The sequence below is a fragment of the Kineosporia babensis genome, assembly GCF_021129305.1.
Taxonomy (GTDB): Bacteria; Actinomycetota; Actinomycetes; order Actinomycetales; family Kineosporiaceae; genus Kineosporia; species Kineosporia babensis.
In genome coordinates this window covers 114476-134756 of the sequence record NZ_JAJOMB010000027.1, presented here as the reverse complement: position 1 = coordinate 134756, position 20281 = coordinate 114476, and the positions used below count along the sequence as shown (strand labels likewise).

Genomic DNA, 20281 nt, shown 5'->3' with positions numbered 1-20281 from the left:
ACTCGGCCGCGAAGAAACCCGCTGCAGCCTTGAGGATCTCGTTGGCGCGCCTGAGTTCTGCGTTCTCACGGCGCAGGCGCTTGACCTCCGGGGAATCATCCGCCGACACCACCTTGCGGTTCTTCCCGGCAGCCTCAGTGGCCTCGGCCTCACGGACCCACTTGCGCAGGGTCTCACCCGATCCGATGCCCAGCTTTCCGGCGACCGAGTTGATCGCGGCCCACTGCGACGGATACTGCTCCGACGACTCCTGCACCATACGCACCGCACGTTCGCGAAGCTCGTCCGGATACTGCCCCTTGCGACGTTCCCCCATGACTCCATCCTCTCAAGAAGAGGAGCCTCCCGACATGCCGGGGCGGTTCACCGCGCCGACGGGCGCCGCCTTCTCACAGCGTGTCGGCGCGTCGCCCTCACCGCCAGTCTCACCTCACGGTTGAGCGGGATGCCCTGATCGGAGGGCGCTTTCCCGTACTGCCGGGGACAGGAAGACGGCGAGGGCGGTCAAGACCATAGGAACGATGAGCGCCTGGCGCAGCCCGTAGTGATCTCCCAGGTAGCCCAGCAGCGGAGGCCCTACGAGGAAGGCCACGTAACCGAGCGTTGCCACCAGTGAGACTCTGGCCGCTGAGTTTTCACCTGAGTCTCCGGCTGCCGAAATCACCACGGGGAACCCCAGAGAGGCTCCAAGACCCCACAGCACCACGGCTGCAGCAGCCAGGATCTGACTGTCGCTGAAGATCACGAAGCCCAGACCGATCGTTGCTGAGATCGCGCTGGACCTCAGAATCGCCGACCTGCCGTAGCGTGCGATCAGACCCCCGCCGGCGAATCGGCCGATGGTCATGGATGCCGCGAACACGGCATAGATCGAGGATCCGAGCGCCGGTGCGAATCCGTGACCATCGACCATCACCAAGGGAAGCCAGTCGTTCGCGGTTCCCTCGGCCAGCGCCATCGCCATCACGATCAACCCGATCAGCAGAAGCCGCCGGTCCTTCCAGATGGGTTCTGCCACAGATGTTGTCGAAGAACCTGTCTCGGCTGCTTGAGCATCGCCCTTGCCCACGTCAGTGGGCACATGACCGATGGAGACAGTCAAGGCCAGGAGTGCCAGGGCTCCGACGAGGAGCAGGTGCCAGGCAACGGGGAAGTCCCAGGCGGTGAACGCGATACCTGCGGACGCACCGATGACCGTTCCCAGGCTGAAGCAGCCGTGCAGCGAGGGCATGACGGGCTTGTCCAGACGCTGCTCCAGGTCAGCGCCTTCGATGTTCATCGCGATCTCTCCTCCTCCCATCCCCAGACCGAACAGGAACAGGCCGAAGGCCGTCAGCACAGGACTCGACAGGACCCCGCCCAGCCCCACCGTTGGCATGCTGGCCACGATCGAGAGTGTGCCCAGCAGAATGACGAGGCGTACGCCGTAGTGCCTGACCAGCAGGCCTGAGGACAAGATCCCGGCCATCGAACCGATCGACAGGCCGAAAAGGACCAGGCCCATCTGCGCCGTCGATGCGCCGAGCAGATCCCGGATCGCCGGCGTCCGCGTCACCCATGACGAAATAGACAATCCAGGAATGAAAAACAGAACGAACAGCGCCAGGCGCCGCTGCTGAAGAGTAGAAGTCATCACGTGGCCCACTGAACCCATCGATTGATCATGACGTGCAGAACATGCCCGCCGTCACACGGCGGACCCCAAAGCAAGACAAGCCCCTGACTTCGGATCCCGGCCTGTCCACGCGCGCCCGGACCGGCCCCGTGCACGCGGCCGCGGGGCCGGTTCCATGTCGGGCTGCATGGCATTGCACCGATCTGCAGCGGTGCCCGTCCCGAATCTCGAGAGCCTTCCCAGGCAGCAGAAGACCGTCGTGACAAACACGAACTACCGCCTGCGGACCTTTTCGTCATCAGCGCGCGTGACAGACCCGGCCAGCAACGCAATCCGGCAAGCCCCGTGCCGACCCGAGCGGCCCTCGTGCGGCCTTCGTGCGGGCTGACCATGCCTCGAAGGCGCGGCCGCTACAGAGCTATTCCAGATGAGGCTGACCGGTGGAGGCACCGGTACCACCATCAACAGGGACCACAGCACCGGTGATGTACTGCGCATCGCTGCTGGCCAAGAAGAGCGTGGCGCCAACGACATCCTCCGGACGGCCGGGCCGTCTGAGTGCGATGCGGTTGTTGAACGGCTGCAACTGCATGGCCGGGGTGCCGACGGGAGCAGTCATCCCGGTGAGCGTGAACGAAGGGGCGATGGCGTTCACCCGCACGCCACGGCTTCCCCAGTCCAGGGCCAGCGATCGCACGAAGCCGACAACAGCGTGCTTCGTGGCGTTGTAGGCGGCCTGCCCCCAGTCACCGTTCAGCCCAGAGACCGAGGCGACCGCAACGAGGTTGCCCCCACGACGGGCCAGCATCGGCAAGGACATTGACGAAAGCCGGTAGAAGGCATCGAGATTGGTGGATCTCATCCGTTCCCAGGCGCTCTCCTGCAAGTCAACGATGTCGCCGGCAACGATCGCGCCGGCATTGCTCACCACCACGTCCAGGCCTCCGAAGTGATCTTCGGCCTTCTCGAGCGCCTCCCGGATATGGTCACGATCGGCCACGTCACCGGGCACCACGAGCGCACGCCCGGGCTGCGCTGAACGAACCGTCTCCCCCAGCGGTTCTGGGCGGCGGCCCGTGACGACGACCCGAGCACCGTTGGCCAGGAAGCCCCGAGCGATAGCCCGGCCCATTCCGCTGCCGGCCCCGGTGACCAGCACGGTCTTCCCGCCGAAGCCGTACCGATTCGTGGTGGTAGCCGTCTGCATACCCACAGGACATGACCCTTCCGAACTCCGTGTTCACCGCTGGACCCGCCGCCAGCGACGTCAGGCAGACGCCCGACACGCATGTGCGAGCCAGACATTTCGGCCGACGGGCCGTCCCCGGCTGGCTCCGCCACGAAACATACACGCACGTTCTTATATTTACTACACGCACGTTCTGATAGCTTCGATGTGAGGGCAGACTCTGGCCGGTACCCGCCGGGACGGCCCCACCGAAGACTTCCTGCGCACTTGGGAGAGGAGACGTGTGACTGGCCGAGTGCGGCGTTCAGACCCCCACCGCCGTGAGCGCATCATCGAGGCTGCCCTCGACCTGATCGCCCAGCACGGAGCTCCGGGGGCGACCTACCGCACAGTGGCGGCGGCCGCCGACGTTCCCCTGGGCTCCATGACGTACCACTTCCCCACACGCGACGACATGCTGCTCGCGGCGTTCCAGCGCCTGGCCGATGATCAGTGGGCCCGCTTCGACCGGATCCTCGCCGAGCTCCCCGAGGGCGAAGATCCACGCGAGCGGGTCGTGCAACTGATCGTCACGCATGGAGAGGGGTACGGACGCGACATGATCCTCTCCGCGGAGTTGTACGCCCTGGCCGTGCGCGATGTGCGGTATCGCGAGCTGATCCAGGGATGGATGAACAGGTCTCGCGGTTCGCTGGAGCGGCATTTCCCAGCCGAACTGGTCGCCACCATCGATGCGCTCCAGGAGGGACTGGTCCTGCACAGCCACATCTCCACGGAGCCGTTCGACATCGAGCGCATCCGCCAGGCGGTCTACAGGCTCATTCCCGAGCCCTCCATCCTTCGGTAGCGCCAACTGGGCCACGCCCCTGGCATACCCAATCATCTGGTCCCCGGTCCCGCTGTCTGAAGTGCCCGCTCTGCAACCGAGCGGCTCGACGCGGGAGGCCCGATCACCACCGCCGCCATCTCGGCAGAGCTGGAACTGTCCAAGAGCAGCACGCACCATCTGCTCAAAGTGATGAGGGGCTAGAGGTACGTGGTCTACTGGCCGGACGTCCGGATGTGGACACTGGGAGTGGCCGCTTTCGAGATCGGTGCCGCCCTCCAGCCGCAGCGGCCACCTGCAGCACGCCGCCCAGCAGCACCCGGCCGAGCTGACCACCCGCACCGGGCACACCAGTCACCTGGCGGTTCTGCAGGGTCACGACGTCATCTATCTGGACAAGCGCGAACCGCGTGGTTCGGGCATCCGGCTGGTGACCGACGTCGGCACCCGCCTGCCCGCCCACCTGACCGCGGTTGGGCGTTCCTCGTTGTCTTACCCGGACGCCGACACCCTGATGTCGATGTACCGCGGGTACGGGTGCTCCCGGCGCACGGAGGTCACGGTTTCCTCGCTGGCAGACCGGCTCCCTCTCCTAGACGATGCCCGGCCCCGGGGTACGTGACCGAAGAGCGTTCAACCACCGATGGAATCGAGTGTTCAGCCGCACCGGTGCTGCTGACCGGGGACCGGGCGGTCGCGGCCATCGGCATCGCCCGAGTGGCCACGACGGGCGCTGAGCCGGAGCTGCTCACCGAGGCGGACTAAGAGCGGCCAGATCCCTGGCCACCTCCCTCAACAACCCTGGCTACTAGGCGTTCTCCAGCAGTTGGCGATTCACCGCCAGCTCGGTGCGGTTACGTATCCCAAGTTTCAGGAACACGTTGCGCAGGTGGTACTCGACAGTCCGCACGCTGAGCGAGAGCTTTTCCGCGACCTGCCGGTTGGACTCGCCGTCCGCCACCATCCCGGCGATGGTCAGCTCCTGCGCGGTCAGATGCACTCCGGTAGTCAGCGCGTCCTGCCGTCGGACGTTGTCGCCGCTGGCCCGCATCTCCTGGGCCGCGTTCGACTGCCATGCCTCGGCCCCTACGCTTTCGAACCTCTCATGAGCCAGCCGAAGGTGAGTACGGCACTCGGACTTCCGGCGTTCGCGACGTAGCCAGGCACCGTAGGCCAGGGCTGTGCGCGCCTCGTCGAAGGGACGCTCAGCCTCCCGGTGCAGGGCCAGCGCGTGCTGGAAGGACTCCGCGGTGTCCGCGGCATCGTCCGAACGCAGTGCTGTGCATCGTTCGACCAGCCCGGCGGCCGCAGGGCTTCCGGTCGCACGGGCCCAGGCGATGAGCCGTTGCAGAGCGACATCGCCCTCCTGCCGGCGCCCGGCCCGCACCGCGGCCTCCACAAGCTCGGCCGCCGCGAAGGTGGCGATCAGCGGATGACGCTCGTACCGGTTTCCGTGCCACAGCAGGGTGAGGCGCTCCAGTGCCCGCTCCGGGTTCCCGGCTCCCAGTTCGAGTTCGCCCAGCGCCCAGACCGCGATCGCCCCAGGCCAGGCCAGGCCAGGCCGTAGTCGCAGGCCAGCCGCAGAGCCAGCTCAGCGGCTTTTCCCGCCTCTAAAGCCTCGCCGGCCCGGGCGTGGGCCAGTGCTCGTACCGCCAGGTGCTCGGCCCTGGCGTTCTCCTGGCCCAGCAGGGCCGACTCTTCGATACCGGACACCGTGATGTCCACCGCGCTGCGCAGGCGCCCTAGGAGTACGTCGGCCAGGGCCCGGCGGGCCGTGACGAACGGCATCATTCCCCGATTGCCACTCTCGCGGAGCCGGTCTGCCGCCTGATCGGCGTACCAGACCAGGGCCCCGGTGTCCCCGGCGATCAGCGAGGCCCGGATCCCGACCAGCGAGTGGCTCTGGTCCCTCTGCTCTGAACAGGCAGCCAGAGCGTCTTCGACCAGGGCGAGCCCGGCGTCCAGGTCCTCCGCCAGCACCTTGGCGGTTCCTGCCACCAACTGCAGCCGCACCGAAGCCGCCGCATCACCCGCGTCCGCCAGCCTTCCCTGGGCCTGCCGGCCCAGTGAGACAGCGGCCACGACATCCCCTGCCGCAACGGCGGCATCGCACGCGCGCATCAGCAGAGCCGTGCTCTCAAACAGCGGAAGACGTTCCAGGGCAGCCGGCACCGCATCGGTCATCACCCGCAGCGCGCGGTCCTCTGCACCGGCGGCCAGTTCGATGCTGCCTCGCACGTAGGCAACCCGGAGCTTCAGATCCAGGTCGGCCGAAAGGTCCTCGGCCTCGGCCAGCAACCGCAGCGCGCGGGCGGGAGTGCCCTCCAGCCACGCGGCCTCGGCGGCCAGGGCCAGCCTGCGCCCTCGTTCGCCCGTGTCTGCGGTCAGCTCTGAGGACCGCTGCAGCAGCAGCGAAGTCATGCTCCAGCCGCCCATTCGAGGGGAACTCTCCCCCAGGGTCTCCAGGTGATCGGCTAGGCCCGTGTCAGGTTCCCCCGCTGCTTGGGCACGATGCCAGAGCGCGCGGCCCTGGTCGGTCCCGGTGAAAGCCCGGGCTAGCGCGGTGTGCGTGCGCCGCCGCTCACCGGTACTGGAGACCGCTTCGAGCGCGAACCCCAGTCCGGCCGGGCGCAGCCGCAGGCCGCCCCGCCGGTTCTCGGCCAGTCCTGCCTGCTCCAGCGCGTCGAGTTGGGTGTCCCGCACACCCAGTTCGGCCCCGGCCCGTTCGAGCACCGCCGGTGGTGTCCCGGAGCCGCAGGCCAGCAGCATCGCGGCGGGGCGCAGTTCCGGGTTGATGCGGGAAGTGAAGCGGACCTTGAGTGGCACACCGAAGCCGACCGGCAGCATGGGCTCGAAGCCCAGCAGCTGAGCCGGCGATTGACTCTGAGTGAGCGCCTGTGCTGCCCCCGGGTTGCCGTCGGCCAACAGGGTCAGCCGATCCAGAACCTCAGGGATCGGCCCCTGGGCGGCCGTGCGGCGGATCACATCGTGAATCTGCGCGGGCGGCCAGCCGGCGAGCTGGTGGAAGTGTGCCTCAGGCAGGCCGTCGACCAGCCCTTGCTCACTGATTGTCGTCATCGCCACCCGCGCCGAGGTTCGTCGGCAAGCCGCGGCGACAGCGCGCAGGCTGAACGCATCGAGCCGGTCGAGATCGTCGATGCAGACCAGGTGAGGCTCGCCGGACGAACCCGTCCAGGACCGGGCGAGGGCCTCGACGAGGGCGCTGTCCCCGAGCTCTCCCGGTGTCAGGTCCGCTCCCAGGGCCCGGGCCACCGCCAGCTGGTCCCGGGCATCGTCGGCTGAGGGGCGTAGTTCGGTCACTCGCCAGCCCTGAGTCCGCATCGCCTCGGCGAGTTCGCCCAACACCCGGGTGCGGCCCGACCCGGTCGCACCGGTCAGGACCAGCTGGGCGAGCCCGTCCCGGAGCCAGGACCCGAACTCCTGGGCGTTCGTCACAGCTCTCCGATCCCGGTGGAATCACCGTGGTCCGCGCTGCGGCGGTTGCCCACCATGACGCCATGGCCTTCACATTTGTTCTGGTCCACGGGCACTGGCACGGCAGCTGGGCGTGGTCCAGCCTGGTGCCGGTGCTCCAGGAACGCGGTCACCGGGTGGTGACCCCGCAGCTGCCTTCCGACCGGCCCGGTCACGGCGCCGCCGCCAACGCCCAGGCTGTTCTTGAGGCCATCGGCTCTCCAGACGGCCAGGAAATCGTGCTCGTCGGGCACTCGGCCGGTGGTCTCACCATTCCGATGGTGGCTCAGCACCTTCCTGTCCTGCACATGATCTTCGTGGCCGCGCTGCTGCCGGTGCCCGGGCTCAGCGTTAGCGAGGACTTCGAGGCCGATGCCGGCGCTGAGGTCGCCGGCTTCACCTGGACGACCCGCGCGGACGGTCTGCTGGAGATGGACCATGAGGTCGCCCGGCACCACTTCTTCCACGACTGCCCGGCGGGCCCCACGGACGCGGCGCTTGCCCAGTTGCGGTTGCAGACTCCCACGACGCTCGAGGAGAAGTCGCCGTTGGACGCCTGGCCTCACGTGACCTCCGACTACGTTGTGTGCTCACGTGATCGTGTGCTGGCCCCCGCGTGGCAGCAGCGTATCGCCGAGGAGCGCCTGGGCGTCGAGCCCGTCACGATCGCGTCCGGTCATTCACCTGCGCTTGCGTGCCCCGAGGAGCTTGCCGACAGGCTGGAGGAACTGGCCGTGCGGCGCTCCGAGCGGACGCCGGCCGCATGACGAACGGTGAGGGCGCTCGGCCGAGCGCCCTCACCGTTCGGTTCAGCCAGCTACTGCCTCGCCCATCACGGCGCGCTCGCGCCGCGGCCAGGACACCAGCGACCGGAACCGGTCCGGGCGCATCAGCTCCATCGGCAGGCTGGGCTGCTCCCCCCGGATCACCTCACCGATCAGCTGCGCGGTCACCGGGCCGGTGGTGATCCCGCCGATACCGTGGCCGGTGGCCACCAGCAGGTTCGGCACCTCCCGGATCGGGCCGACCAGGGGCAGCCCGTCCGGTGCGCAGGGACGCAGGCCGCGCCACAGGCCGGTCGGTTCCACGCCACGAAGTCCGGGCAGGACGCGGACGCCCGCCGCCGTGATGGCCCGGATCCGGACCGGATCCACCCGCTCGTCCAGGCCGTCCAGTTCGAAGGTGCCGGACAGTCGCAGTCGCCCGGGCAGTGGCGTGGCCACGACCCGGGAGTCGGCCATGTAGACCGGCATCTGCGGTGAGGCCGCCGAGTCCGGCATCTCCACGTGGTAGCCCTTGCCACCCTCCACCGGCAGGTAGAGGCCGGTGGCCCGGGCCAGCGTCTGGCTCCAGACCCCGGCGGCGATCACGAAGGTGTCGCCGCTGATCCGGCCGGCCGTAGTGCGGGCGGCCACCACCCGCCCACCCCGGCGTTCCAGGTCCAGCACCTCGACCCGGTTGCGGATCTTCACGCCCAGCGCGGTCGCGGCCTTGGCCAGGGACCGGATGAAGATCTCCGGGTCCAGCCAGGCCTGGTCGGAGTACAGGGCTCCACCGGCCAGGGAGGGCGAGAGCGAGGGTTCCAGCTCGAGCAGTTCCTCGGGGTTCAGCAGCTCACCGGGCAGCCCCCGGGCGTGACGCTGCTCGATCTCGGCCCGGCCCGCCTCCAGGCTCCCCTGGCTCTCATAGGCGTCCAGGTGCCCGCGGGTCCGCAGGCCGGTCTCCAGCCCGTCGGCGTGCACCTTGCGGTGCCAGTCCAGGCCCATCTGGGTGAGTTCGGTCAGCAGCTTTCCGGCGGCCCGGGCCCGGCCGGGGGTGCTGGCCTTTCCGTACCGCAGCAGCCACGGCACCATCTGGGCCCGAGGACGCAGGTAGAACGGGCTGTCCGGGCGCCACATGTACCGCAGGCCCTCGCGCAGGGCCCCGGGACTGGCCAGGGGCATGGCGTGGGTGGAGGCCACCATCCCGGCGTTACCCGAGGAGCACTCCTCGGCCACTCCTTCCCGGCGTTCCAGAACGGTCACCGAGGCGCCGTGCCGGGCCAGTTCATAGGCGATCGTGATCCCGGCGACACCTCCTCCGATCACCACCACGTCGCCGTTCACCGCCGGCCTCCCGCCGCGAGCGCCGGATCGGTACTGGTGACCGACTTCAGCAGGTGCTGCTTCAATTCCAGGAACTCCTCGCTCGTCTGCATCTCGACCCGCCGGGGGCGTTCCAGCCGGATCGGGACGTCCTGCACGATCCGGCCCGGGCGGGCGCTCATCACCAGCACCCGGTCAGACAGGAAGACCGCCTCGTCGATGTCGTGGGTGATGAAAAGGACCGTCAGCCGGTGGTCTTCCCAGACCTTGGTCAGAAGCTCCTGCATGGTGCGCCGGTTCAGCGCATCCAGCGCCCCGAACGGCTCGTCCATCAGCAGCACGCTGGGCCGGTAGGACAGCGCCCTGGCGATCGCCACGCGCTGGCGCATCCCGCCCGAGAGCTGCGAGGGATAGGCATCGGCGAAATTGCCCAGCCCGACGACATCGAGCTGTTCCAGAGCCCTGAGCCGACGTTCGACCCGGCCGATCTTCTCGCCTCTGAGGGCGAACTCGATGTTGGCGCGCACCGTCAGCCAGGGGAACAGTGAGTAGGACTGGAAGACGACTCCACGGTCGCGACCCGGCCCGCGGATCACCTCGCCGTCCACCAGAATGCTGCCTCCGGTGGGATCGCCCAGGCCCGCTGCCACGGTCAGCAGGGTGCTCTTGCCGCAGCCACTGGGACCGACCACGGAGACGAACTCGTTCTCGGCGATGCTGAACGAGACGTCGTCCACGGCCAGGACGCTCTCGCGGCCGACCCGGAACTCCTTGGACAGATTGCGCACGACCAGCTTGTCCGCGCTCATGCGTTGCCCCTTTCCGCCCAGCGGAACAGTCTGCGGCCCAGGACCTTCATAGCCTGGTCCATCACCAGGCCGATCAGGCCGATGACGATGAGCGCGACGAAGATGGTGTCGGTCTGCAGGTAGCGCTGGGCCAGGGTGACCCGGTGGCCCAGCCCGTCATCGGCGGCGACCACCTCGGCCAGGACCAGCCACGTCCAGGCCCAGCCGAGGGTGATCCGCAGGGTGTCCCAGATCGCCGGTGAGGCGGCGGGTACGACGATCCGCCACAGCACGGACACATCACTCAGGCCCAGGGTGTAGCCGACGTCCACCAATTCACGGCGAACGCGTTTGACGTTATCCATCACCATCAGGACCTGGGTGAAGAAGGTGCCGATCCAGATCACCAGCCACTTCTGCTCCTCGCCCACGCCGATCCAGATGATCGTGAGCGGGACGAAGGCGACGGCCGGCATGTACCGGATGAAGCCCATGGTGGGCTCGATCGCGGCCTCGGCCGGACGCACGGTACCGACCAGCAGGCCCAGTGGGACTGCCATCGCGCTGGAGAGCAGGAACCCGATTGTCACCCGGTTGAAGCTGGCGGCCGCATCGGTCAGCAGGTCTCCGCCTGCGTAGTCAACGAATCGACGGGCTACCCGGTCGGGGGTGGGCAGGAACAGGGGGTTGGTGTTACCGAACTTCGCGTAGGCCCACCAGGCCAGCAGCAGCACCACCATGCCGCAGACCGCGATGACGGCGTAGGCGCCCCGGCTGATCTCCCGGTACAGGCCCGGCCGACGACCGCGGGTGGGCACCGCAGCGTCCGCGGTCGAAGGACGTGCGGTGATCTCGGGGGCCGAGGTCATTTGACGCCCTCGAGATAGGACGTGTCGACCAGCGTGGCCGGGTCGGCATCACCTTCGATGCTGTCCTGTTCCTTCATGATGCCCAGAATGTTTTCGGCCAGCGGCTGGAAGTCCGACTTCAGGTACTCCAGCGACTCCTGCGTGTTGTACAGCTCCACCCCACCGTAGGTCTCGGCCAGTTCTTCCGGGGTGACCTCGGCGACCTCGGCGACGATCTTGATTGCTTCGTCCTGGTTCGTCCGGAAGAACTCCACACCCTTGTTCCAGGCCGCCAGCGCGCCGGTGACCGCCTCAGGGTTCTCCTCGGCGAACTTCTCCGACACCTCCCAGACGTCGGAGATGATGCCCGGGAAGTCCCCGGCACTGGTCACAACGCTGGCTCCGGCGCTCTCCTTCAGGGTCTGGGAGATGTACGGCTCGTAGGTCACCGCGGCATCGACCTGGCCTGAGATCAGGGCCGCTCCAGCCTTGTCCGCGGCCAGCGGGACCGCATCCACGTCCTCGATGCTCAGGCCCGCTTTTTCGAGCGCCAGCCGTAGCAGCATCTCGTGTCCGCCGCCCTCTTCGAAGGCGACCTTCTTGCCGCGCAGGTCCGCCACCGACCCGATTCCCTCGGCCCCGATGAGCGCATCGGCCTTGGTCGAGATGTCCTGGAAGAGAGCCACCTTCAGCGGCACCTCGGTGGCCTGGAAGCGCAGCGCGGTGCTGACCAGAGCGTGGGTGGAGTCCAGCCGTCCGGAGGCCACCGCCGCGTAGAGGTCCTTGTTGTCGACGAAGTTGACGAACTTCAGATCGATGCCGTTCTCGTGGTCGAAACCCTTGGCCTGGGCCACGTACCACGGGCCGTAGCCGATCCAGGGATTGATCGCGATGCTCAGTTCGACCGCATCGGCGGGCGCCTCTGACTGTGCAACATTGATCTCGCTGCCGCCGGAGACGCCACTACCGCTGCCGCCGCCACAGGCGGCGAGCGCCGAGAAGGTGAGAATCATGGCTGCCGTGACAGCGGTACGTGGACGCCCCATGGTGCTCCGTTCCTGCATTGACCTGCTCAGTCCGGTGAATGCGGGAACGCTATGCCGCCGTCGGTGGCAGCCGTATCCGTGATCCCACCGGGGTCCGCCCACAGCGCCGAACGGTTTCCCCGCCGTAACCTCGCGAAATGAACCAGAAACAAGATCGGGGGTTGTCAAAAGTGCTCTCCTGAGGAGAGCATCGAGCCCGCCGCTTCAAGCCTCTTCCCCTATTCGCCGCGAGGCCTGATGACCCACACCTTGAACAGTCCTGCCCTGGTCGCACCGCTGGGGCACTACTCGCACGTCGCGGTCCACCAGGACCTGGTCTACATCTCCGGGCAGCTTCCCCTAGCCTCAGACGGAACAGCGCTATATCAGGAGAGTTTCGGCGTTCAGGCGCAGCAGACGCTGGAAAACCTCGACCAGTGCCTGGTCACTGCCGGAACCGATCGGAGCCGGCTGCTGAACCTGACCGCATACATCACTGATCTGGACGACTGGCCGGCCTTCGACAGCCTGTACGCGGCCTGGATCGGTGAACACCGGCCAGCCCGGGCCGTGGTCGGCGTGGACCGGCTGCACTATGGCTGCGTACTCGAGATCCAGGCCGTGGCTTCCCTTCCCGAGAATTGAGAGGCTTCGCGTGAGCACACTTGCCGATCCCGATACCCCGTTCGCGGTGGTTGACCGAAACCGGCTGTCGGGTAATCTGACTCGCCTGCGTGAGCGTCTCGAGCCGCGCGGCGTGATCCTGCGCCCGCATGTGAAGACCGCCAAGTCGGTGGACATCGCCAGGCTGGCGTTCGGCGGCGGGCCCGGCCCGATCACCGTCTCCACGGTGGCCGAGGCTGAGGCCTTCGCCGACGCCGGTTTCACCGACATCACCTACGCCGTGGGTATCGACCCGCATAAGCTGCCCCGGATCAGGGCACTGAACGAGCGCGGGGTCACCGTCAGAGTGGTGCTGGACAGTGCCACCCAGGCCGAGGCCGTGGCCCGGAACCGGGTCCCGGCACTGATCGAGGTGGACTGCGACGGCCACCGGGCCGGTGTGGCCGCCGACAGCCCGCAGCTGATCGAGCTCGGAAAGATTCTGGCTGACCAGGACTGTCTCCAGGGCGTCCTGCTGCACGCCGGTGAGTCGTACTACGCCTCCAGCCCCTCGGCTCTGGCGGCCGCTGCGGCCAACGAGCGCGATGTCGCCGTGCAGGCCGCAAATGCACTGCGCGCGGCCGGGCTGGACGCGCCGATCGTCAGCGTCGGCTCTACCCCCACTGCCCACGCCGACGTCGACCTGACCGGCGTCACCGAGGTCCGGGCCGGGACGTACGTCTTCTTCGACCTGTTCATGGCCGGGCTCGGGATCTGCACGATCGAGGACCTGGCACTGTCGGTGGTGGTCACGGTGACCGGGCACCACAGCACCAAGGAGCAGGTCTTCACCGACGGCGGCTGGACGGCCATCTCCTACGACCGCAGCACCTCGTCCCAGGCGGTGGACCAGGGCTACGGGCTGGTCCTGGCGCTGGACGGAACGCCGATCCCCGGCCTGCTGATGACCGACGCCAGCCAGGAGCACGGTGTCCTGGCCATGCGAGAGGGTGAGCTGCCCGACCTGCCGATCGGCACCCGGGTGCGGATCCTGCCCAACCACGCCTGCTCGATGGCCGATCAGCACCAGCGTTACGCCGTGGTCGAGACCGGAACCGACGTCACCACCACCTGGCCCCGAATCCAGGGCTGGTAGCCCGTTCATTCGTCCCTCATCACCCCTTCGAATCGACAGAGGCAGATCCGATGACGCTCCCCTTCTCCACCTACCGCCGCGCCGGGAACCTGGTGTTCCTCAGCGGTGACGTCGGTTTCGACAAGAACGGCGAGCTCGTGGCGGGCGGCCTGGCCGCCGAGACCACCCAGACGCTGGCCAACATCGACACCAAACTGCAGGACCTGGGCCTAGGCCTGGCCGACGTGGTCTCGCTGACCTGCTACGTCACCGACATCACGGACAAGGCCACGATGGACGGCGCCTACCTGGAGGCCTTCCAGGGCCTTCCGCTCCCGACCCGCACCACTATCGAGGTCTCGGCGCTCCCGGCTGGACTCTCGCTGGAGATCACCGCCGTCGCCTTCGACACTGGGCGCTGATGCCGGAAACTCCGGGCCATCGGCACCGCATCGGCCAGTTGTATGACGACGAAGACTGCAGGAGGTCTACGTCCGGCATGGTTTGGAATATGACGTCCCGATCGGCCCCGGAACCATCGCCGCCGGCGGACCAACGTCGCATGCGGGACCGGGGATGCTGCAGCATCCGACATCCCCGGTCGGTCGGCATCCGCGTCGGGTATTCTACTTTTCGTAGAATTATTTCGAGCAAGGGACGCGGGACATGGGCAGTTGGTTGCCGGCCTGGCTGATGGCCGTCTGGTGCGCGGTTTTCGTCGTGCTGCTGGCGATCCACTCCAGCCACATCTTGAAGCTGACTGGCATCGGCCGGTTCTGGCACGCCGGCCACGCCTTCATGGCTCTAGGAATGATCAACATGTATTGGCCCGGGGGAACTATGCCGGTCGCCGCTGGGCCGGGCAAGCTGCTCTTTGCGGTGGCCACGGCGGCCGCCCTGGCAGCCGTGGTCGCGACCCGCCTCCGCGGTGACACCGACTGGCTATGGGCGATAATGGCCGTCGACTTCGGCATCATGATTTACATGTTCGAGCAGATGGAAGGCCGAGGGCTGAGCCTGCTGGCGGTGCCTCTAGCGGCCTGGGGCCTCCTCCAGGCCGCCGGCTGGTTCAGTGGACTGCTCACTGAGGAGACCCGTCGCCACCATGCCCCAGCTGGCCAGGGCTCGGTCGCGGCCGTTCCCGAGCTGCGCCTGGGACATCGCCAGATACTCTCTCTGCGCGTCACTCTCGGCGTGATGGCGCTGGGAATGGCCTACATGCTGCTGGCGATGAACTTTGGTATGGGCAGCAGTGGCGATGAGCAGCCCGGAGGGCACCACCACTCCATGGCCCCCCGCTCCGCGGTCCAGGTGGCTGCGGTCTGATCTGCACTGCGGAACGGGGGTGGCAACCAGAACGGTTGCCACCCCTGTTCCGCGTCTCTCAGGCTTCGGCCGAGTAGCCGAGATCGTCCAAGGTCGAGCGGATCTCGGAGTCGTCTGCCGTACCACTCACGGACACGCTCCGCGCCTCGACATCGACCGACACCGACGTCACGCCGGGCAGATTTGTCAGTCCTGACTCAATGGTGCTCTTGCAGTGGTCGCAGGAAATAGCGCTGACTGAGTAGAAACGATCGGCGCTTGCCATCTCAGTTCCCCTCGGTGGATGGTACGGCCGCTCGGCGCCGACGACTGCCGAGCACCGTGTCGAGCACCAGGAAGGCGACCAGGGTGACACCGAGGATCGGCATGAACCAGCCCACCGCGACGGTGATCGCAATGGCGAACAGCAGCTGCACCGGCGGGATCCGGCGCCAGGCACCCGATTGCGGGGCCGAGCCGACAGCGAACCGGGTGCCGGTCGGGCGCCGCTGCCACCACATGCGGTAGCCCCAGAAGATCACGCACAGCAGACCGACGGCCAGGGCCGCCAGCAGGAGCTGGTTGGCCAGGCCGAACAGCAGCCCCATGTGCGCGGCGATACCGAGGCTGGTGACCTGTGCGAGGAAGGGCCAGTCGCCGAAACGGCTGACGGTCGTCACCTCGGCGGTGGATGGGTCCACCACCGCTTTGTCGAAGTGCACCGGGATGCTGCGGTCCTTCTCCGTCACCAGCCATCCGCTGCCCTCGGCGTCCGGCGGTGTCAGGCGCAGCGACTCCGACAGCCCTGCTCGGTTCGCCGCCCTGATCACGTCGTCGATCCCGGCGAGCGTCCCGACCTCGTCCGGAAGCGCTCCGGCCTCACCGCCCATGGCGTGGCCGGCGTGCTCACCACCACCCAGCGTCGTGGAGACCTCCGGCGAGTTGCTATTCATCGCGGTGAGTACCTCGCCGAAGTTCCCGCCTGCCCACCGCGACCACGTCAGGCCGGTGGCCGACAGGAACAGCAGTCCCACCGCGAGCCAGACTCCGACGGCCGCGTGCCAGCCCCGGGTACGGCGAACTCCCTTGCGGGCAGACAGATCCGGGGTCAGCGCCCGGCGCAGGAATCCGCGGGCATCACGGGTGCGCCGACGCAGTTGCTGCCACCACAGGAAGAGTCCGCCGAGTACGACCACCCACAACCAGCTCGCCGCCGTCTCGCTGTACCAGCGTCCCCAGTCGCCGAGCTGGAGATTGCGGTGGGTGTCATCCAACCAGGTCCGCACCGGCGTGTAGCCGAACCAGGTGTCCAGCTGGCCACGGACCTCCGCTGTGTACGGGTCGACGTAGACCGTCCGCTGGCGATCGTCGGTGAGCCCGGGAACATCCAGCACAACCTGGGTGGTGTCTCGGGCCGAGTCACCGGGCACGATCTCGGCGACGACACCCTCGGGATGAGCGGCGCGCGCCGCAGCGACCTGATCGGCCACCGGCAGGGCGGTGCGCCCGGCCGGGTCGACGTGCAACTCATCGGCGTAGACGATGCTGTCCAGCTGCGGGCTGAAGACGTAGGCCAGCCCGGTCAGGGCGGCCACCGCCAGGAACGGGGCAATGAAAACCCCGGCGTAGAAATGCAGCCGCAGGATTAGCGGTCGCCAGGGCGAGTCCTTCCGGCGAACCTGCGGGGCCGCTTCCGGCCCGGTGTCCGGGGAACTCTCGACCTCGATCGACGGATCGTCCGTCCGGTCTACGGGCAGGGTCAAGGGAACACTCCTCGTGCATCAGGGAAGCTGAGCACGACGCTTCTACGTCATGTAGAAAGCAAGATACACAGGTTCTACCTGGTGTAGAAAGGTGCGGGTTCAGCGCTGCCGCGCGGAGCTCCCCTTGCCCAGGCGCAGGCTGTTGGTCACCACGAACAGCGATGAGAACGCCATCGCAGCCGCTGCGATGATCGGGTTCAGCAGACCGGCGGCGGCCAACGGGATGGCTGCGACGTTGTATCCGAAGGCCCAGGCCAGGTTCCAGCGCATGGTGCTCACTGTGGCGCGGGCCAGCTCGATGGCGTCCGGGACGACCCGCAGATCACCGCGCAGCAGGAGGAGGTCCGCGGCGGCCCGAGCGACGTCGGTGCCGGACATCAGGGCCAGGCCCAGATCCGCCTGGGCCAGTGCGGGAGCGTCGTTCACGCCGTCCCCGACCATGGCCACGGAGCGCCCTTCGGCCCGAAGCCCGGCGATCACGTCGGCCTTCTGCGCCGGGAGGACCTCGGCGACCACCTCATTGATGCCCAAGGTCTGGGCGACCGCCTCGGCGGTGATCCGGTTGTCCCCGGTGAGCAGGACCGTGCGCAGGCCGAGGCGGTGGATCTGCTCGATCGCGGCTGCGGCGGAGGGCTTGACGGTGTCGGAGACCGCGAGGGCGAGGACCGCCTGACCGTCCTGGGCCACGACGACGGTGCCCCGGGCGTCCTTCTGCTGCTCGGCCAGCCAGGCCTGCAGATCGGCTGGAGGCACAATGGCCCGCTCGCGCATCAACCGCAGCGAGCCGACCAGGACTGTGTGGCCCTCCACCTGTCCTTCGGCACCGAGACCAGCCAGGCTGCGGTAGTTCTCGACCGCGACGAAGGCCCCGTGCCCGGGCTGGACGTAGCCGGAGACCGCGTCCGCGACCGGATGGGTGGAGGCGTCCTCGATCGCCCCGGCCCGCCGCAGCACGTCCGCATCGGGTGCGGCCGGCCAGGACGCGACCACCGACATCCGGCCCTCGGTGACCGTGCCGGTCTTGTCCAAGACGACCGTGTCGATTCCGCGAGCCACCTCGAGCGCATGCTGGCTCTTGATGAACACACCCTCGCGGGCGGCCCGGTCGGCGGCGACCATCAGGGCCATGGGCGTGGCCAGGCCGAGCGCGCAGGGGCAGGCGACCACGATGACGGCCAGGGCCGGGCTGAAGCCGCTGCTCAGGTTCTCACCCACCGCAGCCCAGACCGCGGCGGTAGCGACCGCCAGCGCGAGGACGAGCGGGACGAAGAAGCCGCTGATCCGGTCGGCCAGGCGCTGAGCCGCAGCCTTTTCGCTCTGGGCTCGCTCGACCATCTCGACCAGTTGGGCGATCTGCGTCTCGCGGCCGACCTTCTCGGCGTCCACGACCAGCCGCCCGTCGAGCGCGACAGTCCCTCCGACAACCGTGGCACCGGCACCTACCTCGACCGGCACCGACTCCCCGGTCATGGTGCTGACGTCGACGGCCGCGTGACCTTCGTGCACCGTGCCGTCGGTCGGGATGACCTCTCCGGGCCGCACGACGAACCGGTCCCCCACCCGCAACTGGTCGGCCGGGATGCGGTGCTCGCGGCCGTCGGGCATGAGCAGCGCCGCATCGCGGGCACCGGCCGAGGCCAGGGCGCGCAGCGCGTTGCCGGCGTGGGACTTGGCCAGCGACTCCAGGATCCGACCGATCAGCACGAACGCCGTGACCCCGGGGATGACGTCCAGGTAGATGGCGCCGTGGGCCTGGAAGAGCAGGTGCCAGCCGCCGATGCTGTCGGACGGCTCGGTCGCGGCGAAGAAGATCGTGTAGACCGACAGCACGCAGGAGGCCAGGATCCCCAGCGAGATCAGCGTGTCCATGGTGGTGGTGCGCTGGCGCGCGGCCAGCCAGGCGGCGCGGTGGAAGGGCCAGGCACACCAGGTCGCGATCGGCAGGGCGAGCGCGATGAGTACCCATTCCCAGCCGTCGTAGCGTGACTGGGGTGAGAGCGCGTTGGCGATCGAGAGGTCGGCCAGCGGGACACCGAAGAGGATGGTCACGCCCAGGCGCCACCACAACCTGCGGCGGGCCGGCACGTGCGCGGTCTGCGGCTGCCCGTCCTCGACCGGGGCGCCGGCCACCCGGGCCGAGTAGCCGGCCTTAGTGATCGCCTCGATCATGTCGACGATCCGGTGGCCGAAGTCGTCCTCACCTGAGGGAGTCTCGGTGGGCGTGACGGTGGCTACAGCCCGTCCGGTGGCGAAGTTGACGGTGCCGGTGACGCCGTCCATCCGGTTCAGGGTCCGCTCGACCCGGGCCGAACAGGCACCACAGGTCATGCCCTCCACGTCCAGCACGACCACCCGGCCGGCCACCGGCTCCTCAGATCCGGTCTGCTGCGGGATCCGGGACTGCTCTGTTGCCTTCACTACCGATCTTCTTCCGACGTAACGGTTTCGGGACTCACAGTCCGGCGGCGTAGCGCCGGCGTTCAGGCATCTGATCCAGCAGCCGGCGCACCCGGGCCATGGTGGCCGGGTCCGGCTGCCAGCCGACGCCGTCCAGTCCGCCCGGGACCCCGGACCCCAGACGCATGATCGCGCGCAGGGTCACGTCGTGGCTGACGTGAGCGGCCGCCGCGTCGTCGGCCCAGGCCTCAGTCACCGCGCAGACCGCGTCGGCTGCTACACGACTGGTAGGTAGGAACGGGAAAATCCGCTGCCAGGCCAGGAACCCGGTGACCAGCAGGTCGTGGCGGTTCTGCGCATGGCTACGCTCGTGGGCCAGAATCGCGCGCAGTTCGGCGTCGTCCGCCAGTTCCAGGCATCCTCTGGTCACCACCACCATCGGCTGAGCGCCGTTCGGCAGGCAGTAGGCCAGGGCCCGGTCGTCGTCGACCACGTGCACCCGCAGCTCCGGGTCGTAGATCGCCACCATGGCCAGAGCGTCCTGGTGGCGACGCTGCGAGCCACGCAAGGTGTAGACGGTCTGCAGCAGCCGGCCGAGCATCCACAGCAACAGCAGGCCAGCAATCGCCCAGGAGTCGGCGGAGAACGCCAGGGTGAGCAGCAGCGTGTAGGCCGTCACCAGCGCGTAGACCACCCAGGTGATCGCGGCAGCCTTGGGTGCCCGGCTGGTCCATCGCGCGCGGGACAGCAACACCGGAACCGGCCACAACAGCGCCACGACGACCAGAGGCATCAGGGTCCGCCCGGCCAGCTCCGCACTCACGGGCGGCGTCGCCGGCCCAGCCGCGACGTCTTCGACCCGGCCTGGGGCTCGTCCAACGCCTGACGCAAGGCATCGGCATCTGCGGCGGACACCGAGCGGACGAACATCGACAGAGCCAGCCGGTGGTCGGCGCTGTCCTGCAGGACGCTCAGCATCGCCTGGGCCGTCAGTTCCTCACGGCTCTGCACCGCCCGGTGCCGGTAGACCCGTCCGTCGCGCTCGCGCAGGACCATGTCCTTGGCCCGCAGACGGTCCAGCACGGTGTGCACCGTGGTCAGGGCCAGCTGACGATCAGCGAGCAGGTCGACCACCTCCTGGGCAGTCAGGCCCTTGGGATGGTCCCAGAGACTTTCGAGGACTGCCCGTTCCAGATGATCTCGCCGCACCACGTCGCCGCTCTCCTTCG

Annotated in this window: 21 protein-coding genes and 1 pseudogene; 8 read left to right on the top strand and 14 right to left on the bottom strand. The window is 68.2% G+C overall.

Features of this window, described 5'->3' with window-relative positions; genetic code table 11:
- The 3 genes and pseudogenes from LR394_RS35445 to LR394_RS35435 form a co-directional block, all read right to left on the bottom strand.
- Window positions 1-316: pseudogene (locus LR394_RS35445) on the bottom strand (transposase); the annotation flags it as partial.
- A gap of 114 nt (window positions 317-430) precedes the next feature.
- Window positions 431-1633 (bottom strand): MFS transporter, encoded by a 1203-nt coding sequence (locus tag LR394_RS35440; RefSeq protein WP_407937187.1) that lies wholly within the window; start codon window positions 1631-1633, stop codon window positions 431-433.
- Between the two features lie 400 nt (window positions 1634-2033).
- Window positions 2034-2822, bottom strand: coding sequence for an SDR family NAD(P)-dependent oxidoreductase (locus tag LR394_RS35435; protein ID WP_269330297.1), 789 nt, complete (start codon window positions 2820-2822; stop codon window positions 2034-2036).
- A 265-nt stretch (window positions 2823-3087) separates the two neighbouring features.
- Between LR394_RS35435 and LR394_RS35430 the strand changes: the two genes are divergently transcribed.
- The 3 genes from LR394_RS35430 to LR394_RS43435 all read left to right on the top strand — a co-directional run bounded on the left by LR394_RS35430 (window position 3088) and on the right by LR394_RS43435 (window position 4252).
- Entirely contained in the window at window positions 3088-3651 is a 564-nt protein-coding gene (locus LR394_RS35430) for a TetR/AcrR family transcriptional regulator (protein WP_231449054.1), read from the top strand.
- 102 nt (window positions 3652-3753) lie between these two features.
- Window positions 3754-3834, top strand: a complete 81-nt coding sequence (locus tag LR394_RS43825; protein WP_407937186.1) for a hypothetical protein — start codon at window positions 3754-3756, stop codon at window positions 3832-3834.
- A 64-nt stretch (window positions 3835-3898) separates the two neighbouring features.
- Window positions 3899-4252 (top strand): IclR family transcriptional regulator domain-containing protein, encoded by a 354-nt coding sequence (locus LR394_RS43435; RefSeq protein ID WP_231449053.1) that lies wholly within the window; start codon window positions 3899-3901, stop codon window positions 4250-4252.
- A gap of 186 nt (window positions 4253-4438) precedes the next feature.
- Here the strand turns inward: LR394_RS43435 and LR394_RS43430 are convergent, their stop codons facing one another.
- Both LR394_RS43430 and LR394_RS35415 read right to left on the bottom strand, forming a co-directional pair.
- On the bottom strand, window positions 4439-5017 hold the full coding sequence (locus LR394_RS43430; protein ID WP_231449052.1) for a helix-turn-helix transcriptional regulator: 579 nt from the start codon (window positions 5015-5017) through the stop codon (window positions 4439-4441).
- 38 nt (window positions 5018-5055) lie between these two features.
- Window positions 5056-7086: an AAA family ATPase gene (locus LR394_RS35415; RefSeq protein ID WP_231449051.1), complete on the bottom strand. Its 2031-nt coding sequence runs from the start codon at window positions 7084-7086 to the stop codon at window positions 5056-5058.
- Between the two features lie 62 nt (window positions 7087-7148).
- Here LR394_RS35415 and LR394_RS35410 point away from each other — a divergent pair, with 62 nt between their 5' ends.
- Window positions 7149-7871, top strand: a complete 723-nt coding sequence (locus LR394_RS35410) for an alpha/beta hydrolase (RefSeq protein WP_269330296.1) — start codon at window positions 7149-7151, stop codon at window positions 7869-7871.
- Between the two features lie 42 nt (window positions 7872-7913).
- On the opposite strand, the gene LR394_RS35405 is transcribed toward LR394_RS35410, so the two are convergent.
- From LR394_RS35405 to LR394_RS35390, 4 genes are read right to left on the bottom strand one after another with little or no spacing between them, the layout of a single operon-like run.
- Window positions 7914-9209 carry an NAD(P)/FAD-dependent oxidoreductase gene (locus LR394_RS35405; protein ID WP_231449049.1) on the bottom strand — a complete coding sequence of 432 codons (1296 nt, stop codon included), beginning with the start codon at window positions 9207-9209 and terminating at the stop codon, window positions 7914-7916.
- Window positions 9206-9997, bottom strand: coding sequence for an ABC transporter ATP-binding protein (locus LR394_RS35400; protein WP_231449048.1), 792 nt, complete (start codon window positions 9995-9997; stop codon window positions 9206-9208). Before LR394_RS35400 ends, LR394_RS35405 begins: the two co-directional genes overlap by 4 nt.
- A complete protein-coding gene (locus LR394_RS35395; RefSeq protein WP_231449047.1) occupies window positions 9994-10845 on the bottom strand; it encodes an ABC transporter permease in 852 nt (283 codons plus the stop codon). The genes LR394_RS35400 and LR394_RS35395 overlap by 4 nt, the downstream gene beginning before the upstream one ends.
- A complete protein-coding gene (locus LR394_RS35390) occupies window positions 10842-11870 on the bottom strand; it encodes an aliphatic sulfonate ABC transporter substrate-binding protein (RefSeq protein ID WP_231449046.1) in 1029 nt (342 codons plus the stop codon). Before LR394_RS35390 ends, LR394_RS35395 begins: the two co-directional genes overlap by 4 nt.
- A gap of 237 nt (window positions 11871-12107) precedes the next feature.
- Between LR394_RS35390 and LR394_RS35385 the strand changes: the two genes are divergently transcribed.
- From LR394_RS35385 to LR394_RS35370, 4 genes are all read left to right on the top strand, one after another.
- Window positions 12108-12494 carry a RidA family protein gene (locus LR394_RS35385; protein WP_231449045.1) on the top strand — a complete coding sequence of 129 codons (387 nt, stop codon included), beginning with the start codon at window positions 12108-12110 and terminating at the stop codon, window positions 12492-12494.
- A gap of 10 nt (window positions 12495-12504) precedes the next feature.
- Window positions 12505-13608: an alanine racemase gene (locus LR394_RS35380; protein WP_231449044.1), complete on the top strand. Its 1104-nt coding sequence runs from the start codon at window positions 12505-12507 to the stop codon at window positions 13606-13608.
- A 50-nt stretch (window positions 13609-13658) separates the two neighbouring features.
- Complete coding sequence (locus LR394_RS35375; protein ID WP_231449043.1) at window positions 13659-14009, top strand: RidA family protein; 351 nt, start codon at window positions 13659-13661, stop codon at window positions 14007-14009.
- Between the two features lie 244 nt (window positions 14010-14253).
- Complete coding sequence (locus tag LR394_RS35370; protein ID WP_231449042.1) at window positions 14254-14913, top strand: DUF5134 domain-containing protein; 660 nt, start codon at window positions 14254-14256, stop codon at window positions 14911-14913.
- Window positions 14914-14971: 58 nt separating this feature from the next.
- Here the strand turns inward: LR394_RS35370 and LR394_RS35365 are convergent, their stop codons facing one another.
- The 5 genes from LR394_RS35365 to LR394_RS35345 all read right to left on the bottom strand — a co-directional run bounded on the left by LR394_RS35365 (window position 14972) and on the right by LR394_RS35345 (window position 20264).
- Entirely contained in the window at window positions 14972-15178 is a 207-nt protein-coding gene (locus tag LR394_RS35365) for a heavy-metal-associated domain-containing protein (RefSeq protein ID WP_231449041.1), read from the bottom strand.
- A 1-nt stretch (window position 15179) separates the two neighbouring features.
- A complete protein-coding gene (locus tag LR394_RS35360; RefSeq protein WP_231449040.1) occupies window positions 15180-16655 on the bottom strand; it encodes a PepSY-associated TM helix domain-containing protein in 1476 nt (491 codons plus the stop codon).
- Window positions 16656-16754: 99 nt separating this feature from the next.
- The gene (locus tag LR394_RS35355) at window positions 16755-19073 is read right to left on the bottom strand and encodes a heavy metal translocating P-type ATPase (protein ID WP_231449039.1); all 2319 of its coding nucleotides are present in this window, start codon (window positions 19071-19073) and stop codon (window positions 16755-16757) included.
- 34 nt (window positions 19074-19107) lie between these two features.
- Window positions 19108-19875 carry a M56 family metallopeptidase gene (locus LR394_RS43425; protein WP_231449038.1) on the bottom strand — a complete coding sequence of 256 codons (768 nt, stop codon included), beginning with the start codon at window positions 19873-19875 and terminating at the stop codon, window positions 19108-19110.
- Window positions 19872-20264 carry a BlaI/MecI/CopY family transcriptional regulator gene (locus LR394_RS35345; protein ID WP_231449037.1) on the bottom strand — a complete coding sequence of 131 codons (393 nt, stop codon included), beginning with the start codon at window positions 20262-20264 and terminating at the stop codon, window positions 19872-19874. Before LR394_RS35345 ends, LR394_RS43425 begins: the two co-directional genes overlap by 4 nt.
- Window positions 20265-20281 lie beyond the last annotated feature (17 nt).